Source organism: Mycobacterium sp. (genome assembly GCF_035499775.1).
Lineage (GTDB): Bacteria > Actinomycetota > Actinomycetes > Mycobacteriales > Mycobacteriaceae > Mycobacterium.
The window spans coordinates 1-11,555 of the sequence record NZ_DATJYB010000428.1 but is presented as its reverse complement, the minus strand read 5'-3'; the positions used below and the strand labels follow the sequence as shown (position 1 = coordinate 11,555).

The 11,555-nt window shown below is 66.7% G+C and carries 9 protein-coding genes; 2 read left to right on the top strand and 7 right to left on the bottom strand.

Annotated features, from left to right (window positions below; all coding sequences use genetic code 11):
* Nucleotides 1-195 precede the first annotated feature (195 nt).
* On the top strand, nucleotides 196-1,104 hold the full coding sequence (locus VML93_RS26605; RefSeq protein ID WP_325615256.1) for a LysR family transcriptional regulator: 909 nt from the start codon (nucleotides 196-198) through the stop codon (nucleotides 1,102-1,104).
* Between the two features lie 27 nt (nucleotides 1,105-1,131).
* Here VML93_RS26605 and VML93_RS26600 read toward each other — a convergent pair whose 3' ends face one another.
* The 7 genes from VML93_RS26600 to VML93_RS26570 form a co-directional block, all read right to left on the bottom strand.
* Complete coding sequence (locus tag VML93_RS26600; protein WP_325615255.1) at nucleotides 1,132-2,007, bottom strand: serine/threonine-protein kinase; 876 nt, start codon at nucleotides 2,005-2,007, stop codon at nucleotides 1,132-1,134.
* A gap of 8 nt (nucleotides 2,008-2,015) precedes the next feature.
* Nucleotides 2,016-4,754, bottom strand: coding sequence for a VIT and VWA domain-containing protein (locus tag VML93_RS26595; RefSeq protein ID WP_325615254.1), 2,739 nt, complete (start codon nucleotides 4,752-4,754; stop codon nucleotides 2,016-2,018).
* Nucleotides 4,755-4,858: 104 nt separating this feature from the next.
* Nucleotides 4,859-5,524, bottom strand: coding sequence for a vWA domain-containing protein (locus tag VML93_RS26590; protein ID WP_325615253.1), 666 nt, complete (start codon nucleotides 5,522-5,524; stop codon nucleotides 4,859-4,861).
* Nucleotides 5,525-5,639: 115 nt separating this feature from the next.
* Nucleotides 5,640-6,680: a CoA transferase gene (locus VML93_RS26585; RefSeq protein ID WP_325615252.1), complete on the bottom strand. Its 1,041-nt coding sequence runs from the start codon at nucleotides 6,678-6,680 to the stop codon at nucleotides 5,640-5,642.
* On the bottom strand, nucleotides 6,677-7,633 hold the full coding sequence (locus VML93_RS26580) for an LLM class F420-dependent oxidoreductase (protein WP_325615251.1): 957 nt from the start codon (nucleotides 7,631-7,633) through the stop codon (nucleotides 6,677-6,679). Before VML93_RS26580 ends, VML93_RS26585 begins: the two co-directional genes overlap by 4 nt.
* Nucleotides 7,618-8,061, bottom strand: a complete 444-nt coding sequence (locus tag VML93_RS26575) for a cobalamin-dependent protein (RefSeq protein ID WP_325615250.1) — start codon at nucleotides 8,059-8,061, stop codon at nucleotides 7,618-7,620. The genes VML93_RS26580 and VML93_RS26575 overlap by 16 nt, the downstream gene beginning before the upstream one ends.
* On the bottom strand, nucleotides 8,061-9,638 hold the full coding sequence (locus tag VML93_RS26570) for a methylmalonyl-CoA mutase family protein (protein ID WP_325615249.1): 1,578 nt from the start codon (nucleotides 9,636-9,638) through the stop codon (nucleotides 8,061-8,063). Before VML93_RS26570 ends, VML93_RS26575 begins: the two co-directional genes overlap by 1 nt.
* 122 nt (nucleotides 9,639-9,760) lie before the next feature.
* Here VML93_RS26570 and VML93_RS26565 point away from each other — a divergent pair, with 122 nt between their 5' ends.
* On the top strand, nucleotides 9,761-11,284 hold the full coding sequence (locus tag VML93_RS26565) for an amidase (protein WP_325615248.1): 1,524 nt from the start codon (nucleotides 9,761-9,763) through the stop codon (nucleotides 11,282-11,284).
* Nucleotides 11,285-11,555: the final 271 nt, after the last annotated feature.

Below are 11,555 nucleotides of genomic sequence, written 5' to 3'. Positions count from 1 at the left end.
CCGGTTGCGCCAGTGACAAATACCTGCATGAGTGATCCCTCCTGATAGCTTCACGCTCGATGCCATCCAGTCAATGAGCCAATGCGGGGCATGTCCAAGACCTGTTTCACATAACGCGATGCAAATGAGGCATCACTGCAGTTCAGTGTCGTTATTTGTGACTAGCCAGCCAGCGTCGGTGACTACACTTGGCGCATGACCGACTCGGCCTCGCCGCTGATAGACCTCGACCTGCGCCTAGTGGGGTACTTCGTGGCGGTGGCCGAGCACCGGCATTTCGGCCGCGCGGCTGCCGCGGTGCGGGTGGCACAGCCTTCGTTGAGCCGGCAGATCCGACGTCTGGAGCAGCAGTTAGGCGTGCGGCTTTTGGACCGCACGCCCCAGGGCACCCGGCTCACCGAAGCCGGCGAGGTGTTCCTGCCCCGGGCCAGGGCACTGCTGCGCTCCGCCACCCAAGCCGCCGCGCAAGCCCGGGCCGCTGCGCAGCCCAGCCGCATCACCATCGGCTACACCTCGGGCTTGATCGTCACCCCGGCGGTGCGCGAGTTACGCCGCGAACACCCGGACGCCGACGTGCACACATTGCACCTGGACTGGAATCAACCGCGGGAGGCGTTGCTCGAGCATCGGGTCGATGCGGTGGTGACTCGGCTGCCGTTTGCGACCGACCAACTGCACGTGACGATCCTCTACGACGAGCCCAGGGTGCTGGTGGTAGCCCTGGATCATCGTCTGGCCGGTAGACAATCGGTCACCATCGACGACATTGCCGATGAACCGATGCCGCGGGTGCGCCACTCCGATCCGGCCTGGAGCGCGTTCTGGCGCATCGACCCCCGGCCCGACGGGCGACGGGCACCCGACGGCCCGTTCATCGACGCGCTGGAAGACAAGTTCGAATTCATCGCCGCCGGGCAAGCGGTGGCCATAACGGCCGGCTTTCGCGGCAACAGCTTGCGGCCCGATATCACCACGGTGCCCCTGGAAGGTGTCGAACCCAGCCACGTCGTATTGGCAAGCCGCGCAGGGGATCGCAGCCGGCTGGTGGCGGCTTTCCGCAAGCTCGCCGAAGCCCACCTCACCGGTCCGGATCGGTTGGGGTAGAACGCCTTTCTGTCGGCCAACTGGCGTTCAGGTTTGTCGCAGCCACCAGCGGTCTCGGCGCTCAGGGAGGTCTTTTCGGCGATCTTGTCGATCCTCGTCCGCGCCGGGGTCGCGCAGCGTTGCCACGCTCGGGCGATCAACGGGGTCCTTCTCCAGGCAGGCAGCGACGACCGGGGCCAGCCTTGACGGCACACCCTCGAGGTCAGGGGCGGTGTATCTGATGTTGTGCAGCACGGCCAAAACATGGCCACCGTAGAACGGCGGGTGCCCCGAGGAGGCAAAGACCAGCACCGAGCCCAGCGCGAAGACGTCCGAGGCTGCGGTGAGTTCGGCTGCGCCGCTTGCTTGTTCGGGCGACATGTACTCCGGAGAGCCCAACACGGCGCCGTAGCTGGTGATCCGAAAATCGTCGAGCGCGCGGGCGATGCCGAAGTCGATTACCCGTGGTCCGTCGGCGGCCAGGATGATGTTCGACGGTTTGAGGTCGCGGTGGATGACCCCGGCGTGGTGGATCGCCGTCAGCGCCTCGGCCAGCCCGACCATCACCATTGCGGCCATTTCCGCCGACAACGGTCCGTTGTCCTCGACCGCGTCCTCCAATGTCGGTCCGTCGATGTAAGCCGTTGCCAGCCAAGGGACCGCCGCCTCCGGGTCGGCGTCGACGATGGGCGCGTTGAAGAAGCCACCGACCGCCTTGGCGTTGTCGACTTCGCGTCGAAACCTTTCCCGGAACGCGCGTTGGTGGGCGAGATGGGGATGCACCAGCTTGACCGCGGCGAGCCTGCCGCTGGGCAACCTGCCCAGGAACACCATTCCCATTCCGCCGCCGCCCAACCGGCCGAGCAGCGTGAACGGCCCGACAGAGCGGGGATCTTCGACTTCGAGTGGTGCGAGCGATTCCATGGCACCGCTCACGTGACCGGGGCCGACACGTAGACCTGCCCGGACGCGTCTTCAATTGCGACAGAAGCGATTTCGTCCGTACGCAGACTGGTGGTGGCGCGTCGGGACGAACCGCCGCCGGCCATCGCCCATTGATCGATTTGATGGCGGACGCCGTCACGGCCGACGACGATCAATCGCACCGCGACGCCCGCCGGAATACCGGATACCTGCGCGCTGACCTCGCTACCGCTCCCCTGCGGGTTGAGGGTGACGGTCAGCCGTGCCCCAGTATGGGGATCAACGGCGGTCGCCGAACGGCTGGATGGCGGTGCCGTGACGCTGCTTGGTGGTAGGCCCGTGCTGGGGTGAGCAGCCGTATCGTGTTTCTGCCCCAGGATCGTTGACCCGAAAACCGTGACTCCAAGCGCCACTGCGGCGGCCGCCGCACCCGCGCCGATGTAACGTCCGCGTCGCCCGCGACTGCTCGGCACCGGTCCCGCGGGACCGGCCGGGCCGCCGGGCGGCGCTGACCAGGAGCCCGGCGGTGGCGGGGCGGCGGATGGCATCGGCCAGGCGGAGGGTGGCCGTGGCGGGGCGGCCGATTGCGGCGGAGCGGGCGGGAAGGCGGATTGCATTGGCGGAGCCGCGGATCGCACAGGCGGCGAGGCTATCTCCGGTGCTGCGCCATAGCCGAACGACGTTGCCGAGTCGTCCACAATCGGCGACGGCGCCGGGGGTGCTGGGCTTCCCACCCGTCCCGAGTCGGCGGAAACGATCGGCCCGCTTCCCGTGTGCGCGGCCGATCCCGGCGCGGATGGGTCAGCTCTCCGACCGCGCGTGGACGCAAGGATCCGCGCATAGTGAATGGCGTACGGCGACAGGCCGGGTTCGGGTTCGACCCAGTCGGCCGGCAACTCGACCGACTGAATGACCTCACGCGGCGCTGCGACCGCACGCGTCGGCGCGTTGCTCACCGCGACGAACGCCGTCAACCGGCTCAGCGCGCCGAACCGCAGCGACATCGATACGATCAACTGCTCCAGCCCCGTGGCTTCCTCGATCGGGCAGCGCAGATACCGGCGCTGCAGGTCGGCGAGGAACGCCCTGGCCCACAGCTGCGTCAAGGCCCGCCCGCCGACTGGAATCGCATTCACCCGTGAGGCCCACGGCCGCCCGTCGGCCCCGGTGCCGGACACGACCACGCTCCCGTTCGGACTGCCCCGGAACCGGCCGGTGATCACCGTCGAGGCACCGGAGAAGATCTCTGGCGGTCGAGCCGGCGATATTGTGTTGTGAATCAGCTCAATTCCGTCGCCGACCAGTCCGAGATTGGTCAACAACGCCGGCCCCAACAGCCGGCGCAGAGTCGGCGTCAGGTCGTCGAGCGCATCGTCACTTTGGGCCAGCAGCACCTGTCCGCGGCCCGCGGCGGCCAGCTGTCGAAGCAGACCGGCATTGACCGTCGCCCCGATGCCGACCGCATGGATAAGGACAGCAGCACCGCGCGGCCCGAATTGGGCGGCGATCTGGTCTTCGTTGCCCACCTGTCCGGCGGTGATAACGACCAGGATTGACGGCCGTCGCGGATCAGTAAGCAGTCCGGCCGCGGCTTCGAGCGCCGATAGCAGTCGGGGATCGCCGGCCGCGGCTGTAGCGAACAGATGTTCAATCGCGCGAAACCGGTTGCGCTCGGTCGCCTCCACCAGACCGGCTGCGTCCCAGTCGGGGTGGGTGACCCCGTCGGCGAATGCCAGGACGGTGAATTGGTCTGCGGGCGTGAGGGTATCGATGATGCGGGTCGCGGCCCGGCGGGCGGCGGGAAGACGCCAGCCCGACATCGACGCCGATGCATCAACGACAACGACGACATTGCGCCCGGCGACGGGCCCTGGCTCAAGGGTGGGTGGCAGCAGGGTCAAGGCGAAGGTGCCCTCCCGCCCGTCGCTGTCGACACAGGTCAATAACGACAGCGAGGGTTGACGATGCGCGGCCGTGCGGATCCGAAGCACCAGATCCCGATCGAGCCGTTGCCCGGGCAATGCCTCGATCCGTATGGTCGTGCCGGGCTCGTCGCGGGAAATGTGTGTTCGTAGCGTGCAGCCGATCTCCTCGATGGCGTACGCGCCGGCGGCCACGGTGATCGAAACCGCAAGTCGGACCGTGCCCGCGGACTGGACCGGTGGCACAATCCGGGACGCATCGGGCACCAGGTCGGTGTCCTCGGCGGTGCCGGCACCGACCGGAGCACCCGATAATCGGGCACCCGGTATGTGGCGTGGCGCAACGACCAGCGGGAAGCGGAAAAAGACCTGTCCATCGGCGTACGTCAGTCGCGCGTGCAGGGTCAGCCTGACTTCCACGCGCTCATTGGGAGCGATCGTGCCCACCCTGATCGTGACGACGTCCTCCCGTTCCTGTTCGAGAATGGCTGAGGCGGCCTGTTTGTCGCGACTGGCCGCGTAGGTGTCGCGAGCTTCGGCCCGCTCCATCAACCAACCGTCGATCACCGTGGATCCGGTCCGGACCTGCAAAGAGCTCACCGCCCCCAGTTCGGGGACCGGGAACACGTAGGTCGCCGCGACCGGGTGTGTGCCGTCGTTGCAGAACGTGGCGCGAAGATCGACCGACGCCGCCAGCGCCGCGATGTCAGCGTGTAACTGCACATCTTCGAGCGGCAAGTCCCCGCGCTGAGACGACAGACGTCCAAACGCGGGATCGGTAGCCAGCCGCGGCGGCGCGACCGCATCGAAGACCGGCGTATGCATCACACCAGCCCCTTCCCCAATGCGGTCACCGCGCCACTCGCGTATCGGCAATGCCAGTGTGACACAGCACACATGAAACCGATCGCCGAAAGGAGCGGGCCCGGTTATCGTGCTGACTGCCCAAAAGGCCACCGCTTCCCGCGGCTTGGTTTGCTCATCGCGTTACTGCGCTCGTCGTCATCGAAGGCTGATCTACCCGAAGCTCGCAACCGGCTCACGTGGCTGCCCATGCTCGCCATCGCGGCCGGGGTGGCCCCCGGTGCGAATGTCAACGCAGCCCCGTGCGGGATGCCCAGCCGTCCGGCTTCGGCGACCGCGTCGAAGTTGGCGCCCAGGAACACGAATTCCCAGGCATAACGCTCGCGCTGCTGCCGCACCAGCTCGCGGACCCCATCGCGCGACCATTCGCGGCTGGCGTTCTCCAGGCCGTCGGTGATGATGACGATGATTACCTTGCCGGGGCGATCCTGTTCCGGTCGGCCGGCGATCCCGGCGCCAACATCGGTGACGAACCTGCCCATTGCGTCGAGCAACGCGGTCGTATTCCGAGGCACCAGCGTGTATTTCGGAACTTCGGCGATATCGCGCAGTGTCCACACCTGCTCGTAGACATCATCGAACTGGGCCAGGCTCACCTGGGCCGCGCCGGGCTGCTCGGCCTGGGCGACGAGGAAGTTCGCCAATGCGGGTTCCATGTCGCTCTTCAGGCCCTGCATCGAGCCGGACCGGTCCACTAATACGCCGATAAGGGTGAGATCGGGATTGGTCATTTGAATTACTCCTCTTCCGGGTTGGCTGGTGGTTAGGCGAGTGCGGGTCGCACCAACCAGCATCCGGTCCGATCTCCGGAAATTCTCAGAACGAGCAATTCATCGAGCGCAAGGTTTAATCGCCGTGCTCGTCCAGCTTGGGCGGCGGCCGGTACTGCGGCTCATAGCCAGATACGTGGATCGGATTGCCGACCAGCCGGTAATCCCCTGCCTGCACAACGACTTCCGGGGTCACCTCGAGCGCTTCGGGCAGCGTCCTGACCGCTGCCGCCGGTACCCCCAGCGGACGCAGTCGCCGTTCCCAGCCGAGGGCGGTGTCGGTCGCCAGCGCAGCTGTGACGGCTGCGAGGACCTCGTCGCGGCTCGCCACCCGTTGCGTCATCGTCTCGAAACCATCGATATTCGCCTCGACGGCGAAGGATTTCCAGAAGCCGTCGTGCGTGATGAACAGGGCCAGGTAGCCGTCGGCGGTCGGGAAGAGCTGCGCTGGAACGTAATACGAGTGGGCCCCGTATGGCCGTCGCTGCGGCTCGGTACCGCTGTTGAGGTAGGCCGAGGCGTGGTAGTTGAGCTGGGACAGCATGACGTCGCGCAGCGACACGTCCACTTGCCCGCCCTCACCCGACACGATCTTGGCCAAAAGTCCGAGCGCCGCTGACATTCCGGTGGAGTTGTCGGCCGAGGAGTAGCCCGGCAGGGTCGGTGGGCCGTCCGGCTCGCCGGTCAGTGCGGCGGTACCCACGGCCGCCTGGACCACGTAGTCGAAAGCCGGATCGTCGCCGCCGTACAGCCCGAAACCGGTGATCGCCACGCAGACGATCCGCTCGTTCCAGCGTCGCAGTGCCTCGTAGGTGAGTCCCAGCCGGCGGATGGCCGACGGTTTCAGGTTCACCAGCAGCGCCTGCGATTCTGCCGCCAGCTCGCCGAGGCGCTGTTGTCCCGCATCGGAATTCAGGTCCAGACAGATGCTGGACTTGTTGCGGTTGAGGCTGGCGAAGTAGGTGTCCCCGACGCTGCGGGAGATTTCGCCGCCAGCCGGCTCGATCTTGATGACCTCGGCGCCGAGATCGGCCAGCAGCATGGTGGCATAGGGTCCGGCCAGCATGGTGCCGACCTCGAGGATCCGAATTCCGGCGAGCGGGCCGGTGCTTGTCACCGCAGTTCCGTTGCGAGCTCGGCGATCATCTCGCGGGTACGGCGTTTGGACGCCACCAGCTCGTCACGGTTGTCACCGATCGGCAGTAGCCGCACCGACAGATCCGTCACCCCGGCATCGGCGAAGCGGCGCATGCGCGCCAGAATCTGCTCCGGGTCACCGGCCGCACACAGATCGCCGACATCGCGGGCATCGCCGCGTTCGAGCAGCCGCTGGTAGTTGGGAGACACCTCGGCCTCGCCCAGGATGCGGTTGGCCCGCTCCTTGGCCTCATCGACTTGCGACGGCGCACAAAGGCATACCGGTATACCCGCGACGATGCGCGGTGCGGGACGCCCGGCATCCGCGGCGGCTTTGGTGACCTTCGGCGCGATGTGATCTCCGATCGCGCGCTCGTCGGCCATCCACAGCACGGTACCGTCGGCGAGTTCACCGGCAAGCTGCAGCATCACCGGCCCCAGCGCCGCGACCAGGACGGGCATGGGTGTGTCGGCTCCGATCGCCGTCGGATTGTGCACCGTGAACGAATCATTCTCGACGTCAACCGATCCCGGCCCGGCGATAGCGGCGTTGAGCACCTGCAGATAGTCACGGGTGTAGGCGGCCGGCTTCTCATACGGCAACCCGAGCATGTCCCGGATGATCCAGTGGTGCGACGGGCCGACGCCCAGCGCCAGCCGCCCACCCGCCACCGCATGCGTCGAAAGCGCTTGGCGGGCAAGGGCAATAGGATGCTGGGCTTGCAGCGGCACCACCGCTGTTCCCAGTTCGATGCGTGAGCTGTGGGCAGCCATCAGCGCCACCATGGTCAAACAGTCGAAGTCGTTGGGCACCTGTGGCATCCACGCAGTGTCCAGACCCGCGGATTCGGCCCATTGGATATCGGAGGCCAGCTTGGCCGCCTTGCGGGCCATATCGCCACGCTCGGCGCCGATCATCACTCCGATGCGCACTGTGTTTCCTTTGCAGCAGTGTCCTTCGGTATCAATTCCGCCGTGCCGGTGAGGGCACGGATGTCGTGCACCAGAACATCGAGCGGCGTCCCGGTGGGAAACACCGCGGCGGCACCGGCTTCCAATAGCTTGGGCACGTCGGCGTGCGGGATGGTGCCCCCGACGACGACGGCGATGTCGGCGGCGTCGGCCGCGCGTAACGCCTCGATGGTGCGTACGGTGAGCCCCAGGTGGGCGCCGGACAGGATGCTCAGGCCGACCACGGCCACGTCTTCCTGAACGGCGATCGAGGCGATGTCTTCGATGCGCTGCCGGATCCCGGTGTAAATGACCTCGAATCCGGCGTCGCGCAGGGTGCGTGCGACGATCTTGGCGCCGCGGTCGTGCCCGTCGAGACCGGGCTTGGCGACCAGGATCCGAACGGCCATTAAAACACCACCGGTTGCTGGAATTCGCCCCACACCGCTTTCAGGGCGGAAACCATCTCGCCGACCGTGCAATACGCGTTGGCGCAGTCGATCAGCTTGTGCATCAGGTTGTCGGTCCCTTCAGCACTGCGGGAGAGCGCGGCCAGGCTGGATTGCACTGCGCCGCTGTCCCTTTCGGCCTTGACCTTGGAGAGCCGCTTGAGCTGCAGATCACGGCCCTCGGCGTCGAGTTCGTAGGTGATGACATCCGGCGCCGGTTCCTCGGAGACGAACCGATTGACCCCGACCACCGGGCGGGTCCCGGCCTCGATGTCCTGATGCATCTTGAAGGCTTCGTCGGCGATCAGGCCCTGCAGGTACCCGTCCTCGATCGCGCTGACCATCCCGCCATGGCGCTCAAGGTCATCCATGATCTCGATGATGCCGGCCTCGGTGGCGTCGGTGAGTGCCTCCACGAAGTACGAGCCGCCCAGCGGGTCGGCGACGCGCGCCACGCCGGTTTCGTGGGCCAGGATCTGTTGGGTGCGCAGCGCCAGCGTGGTGGACTCCTCGGTGGGCAGCGCGAACGGCTCGTCCCAAGCCGCGGTGAACATCGACTGCACACCACCCAGCACCGCCGCCATCGCCTCGTAGGCCACCCGCACCAGGTTGTTCTGCGCCTGCGGGGCGTACAGCGACGCACCGCCACACACACAGCCGAAGCGGAACATCGACGCCTTGTCCGTCTTCGCACTGTAGCGTTCCCGCACGATCGTCGCCCAACGCCTGCGCCCCGCACGGTATTTGGCGATCTCTTCGAAGAAATCGCCGTGGGTATAGAAGAAGAACGAGATCTGCGGCGCGAACTGGTCGATCGTCATGCGGCCGCGTTCCACGACGGTGTCGCAATAGGTGACACCGTCGGCGAGGGTGAACGCCATCTCCTGCACCGCGGTAGCCCCGGCGTCGCGGAAGTGCGCACCGGCCACCGAGATGGCGTTGAATTTGGGGACCTCGGCCGCGCAGAACTCGATGGTGTCGGCGATCAGCCGCAACGACGGCTCCGGCGGCCAGATCCAGGTTCCACGGGAGGCGTACTCCTTGAGGATGTCGTTCTGGATGGTCCCGGTGAGCTTGGCCCGCGGTATCCCTTTTCGCTCGGCGGCCGCCACGTAGAAGGCGAGCAGGATCGCCGCCGTGCCGTTGATCGTCATGCTCGTGCTGAGCTTGTCCAGCGGAATACCGTCGAACAGGATCTCGAAGTCGGCCAGCGTGTCCACCGCGACGCCGACGCGGCCGACTTCCTCGCTGACCTCGGGATCGTCGGAGTCGAACCCGCATTGGGTGGGCAGATCGAGCGCCACCGACAACCCCGTCCCACCCTGTTCCAGCAGGTAGCGGTAGCGGCGATTGGATTCCTCGGCGGTACCGAAGCCGGAGTACTGCCGGAATGTCCATAACTTGCCGCGGTAGCCGGACGCGAAGTTTCCCCGGGTGAAGGGAAACTCTCCCGGCGGCGGAGGCTCGGTCTTGCGATCCGCCGGGCCGTACACCGGAGCGAGCGGGATGCCCGACGATGTCTGAGGTGCATTATCCATCAGTGAATAACGTACTTGCAAAAAAAGAGAATGCCAATACCGTATCGCTGACCTGGTCAAACACCACATTGCGCCCAGTGCGATAGCCCTTAGGCTGCTACCGACGACGATGGGAGGTCGACATGCCGGTTCCGAAACCATCAGAAGCGGACATCGACGCCGCTGCCAAGCACTTCGGTTTCCAGTTCGACGCGCACGCCCGCCGGGATTTCACGGCGGCGGTCGGGGCCACGCTGATTTCCTACGACGTGGTCGAACAGCTCTACGACCAGCTCGCTCGACCGGGGGTCCCCGAGCGTGCCTACCGATTTCCGGCACCGGCCGAGAATCCACTTGGAGCCTGGTATGTCACCGCCGAGATCGCCTCCGGCGCCCAGGGCCCGTTGTCGGGCCGGCGTGTGGCGATCAAGGACAGCATCGCGGTCGCCGGGATTCCGCTGACGAACGGATCGCGGGCGATGGAGGGTTTCATCCCCAGCCGCGACGCCACCGTCGTCGAGCGCCTTTTGGACGCCGGCGCGATCATCGCCGGCAAGAGCGTCTGCGAAGACCTGTGCTGCTCGGGGTCGAGCTTCACCTCGGCCAGCGGACCGGTGCGCAACCCGTGGGACATCACCCGCGAGACGGGTGGCTCGTCCAGCGGCAGTGCCGCGCTGGTTGCCGCCGGTCAGGTCGAACTCGCCGTCGGCGGCGATCAAGGCGGATCGGTGCGCATCCCCGCGTCACTATGCGGCATCGTCGGGCTCAAACCGACGCACGGGGTGGTCCCCTACACCGGAGCGTTCCCGGTCGAGCGCACGATCGATCACCTCGGTCCGATGACGCGCACCGTCGCCGATGCCGCGCTACTGCTCACCGTGCTCGCCGGGCCCGACGGCTGCGACCCGCGCCAGCGCCCTGAGGCACCCGCGGTCGACTATCGGGCCGCGCTCACCGGCGACGTGGCCGGGCTGCGGGTGGGCGTTCTCACCGAGGGCTTCGGGCAGTCCGGCGCGCTGCCGGAGGTCGACGAGTTGGTCCGGTCTGCGGCACAACGGTTCACCGAGATCGGCTGCACCGTAGCCGAAGTCAGCGTGCCCTGGCACCGTAAGGCAGTTCATGTCTTCGGCGTCATCTTCACCGAAGGCGCCACCTACCAGATGCTGGACGGCAACGGTTACGGGCTCGGCGCGGAGGGACTCTACGACCCAGAACTTATGGCGCACTTCGCAAGTCAGCGAGCCGTCACGGCCGATCGACTCGCCAGTGTCGTCAAGGTTACGGCGCTGGGCGGCCACTACGGCCTGACGCGGTTTGGCGGCGCATCCTATGCGAAGGCACGCAATCTGCTGCCGCACGTGCGCGCCGCCTACGACGCCGCGCTCGGCCAGTACGACGTACTGGTCATGCCTACCGTGCCCGGCACCGCCGCCCCATTACCGGCGGGCGACCCCGCCGATATCGCGCTACTCCCACTCACGATCGGCAAGGCGTTCAACACCGCCCCCATCAACATCACCGGACATCCGGCGATCTCGGTGCCCGCCGGGCTTGTCGATGGCCTACCCGCCGGAATGATGATCGTGGGCAAGCGATTCGACGATGTCACCGTGTTGCGGGTCGCCGACGCCTTCGAGGCCCTGTGCGGGGGGTTCCCGACTCCATAGCGCGAGCCGGACTTTTCAGCGCAGAATGCGGCTATGACCGATGCGACTGGCCCGGTGTCTCGGCGCTACGAGGGGTTGCCGGTGGTTGGGGGGTTGTTGCGGCGCCAGCGACACGAGGCCGAGCGGGTCGGGCGCGATCGTCGAACGACTCGACATCGACGCCGTCGTGGCCCGCCTCGACATGAACGAGGTTGTGGCCAGAATCGACTTCCCGAAGTTGACCGACCAAGTGCTCGAGGACATCGACCTGCCCAAGGCGATCGTGCAGGCC

Coding starts and splice junctions, on each gene's coding strand:
- VML93_RS26605 (WP_325615256.1), top strand. CDS start 196: ATGACCGACTCGGCCTCGCCGCTGATAGACCTCGACCTGCGCCTAGTG.
- VML93_RS26600 (WP_325615255.1), bottom strand. CDS start 2,007: ATGGAATCGCTCGCACCACTCGAAGTCGAAGATCCCCGCTCTGTCGGG.
- VML93_RS26595 (WP_325615254.1), bottom strand. CDS start 4,754: ATGCATACGCCGGTCTTCGATGCGGTCGCGCCGCCGCGGCTGGCTACC.
- VML93_RS26590 (WP_325615253.1), bottom strand. CDS start 5,524: ATGACCAATCCCGATCTCACCCTTATCGGCGTATTAGTGGACCGGTCC.
- VML93_RS26575 (WP_325615250.1), bottom strand. CDS start 8,061: ATGGCCGTTCGGATCCTGGTCGCCAAGCCCGGTCTCGACGGGCACGAC.
- VML93_RS26570 (WP_325615249.1), bottom strand. CDS start 9,638: ATGGATAATGCACCTCAGACATCGTCGGGCATCCCGCTCGCTCCGGTG.
- VML93_RS26565 (WP_325615248.1), top strand. CDS start 9,761: ATGCCGGTTCCGAAACCATCAGAAGCGGACATCGACGCCGCTGCCAAG.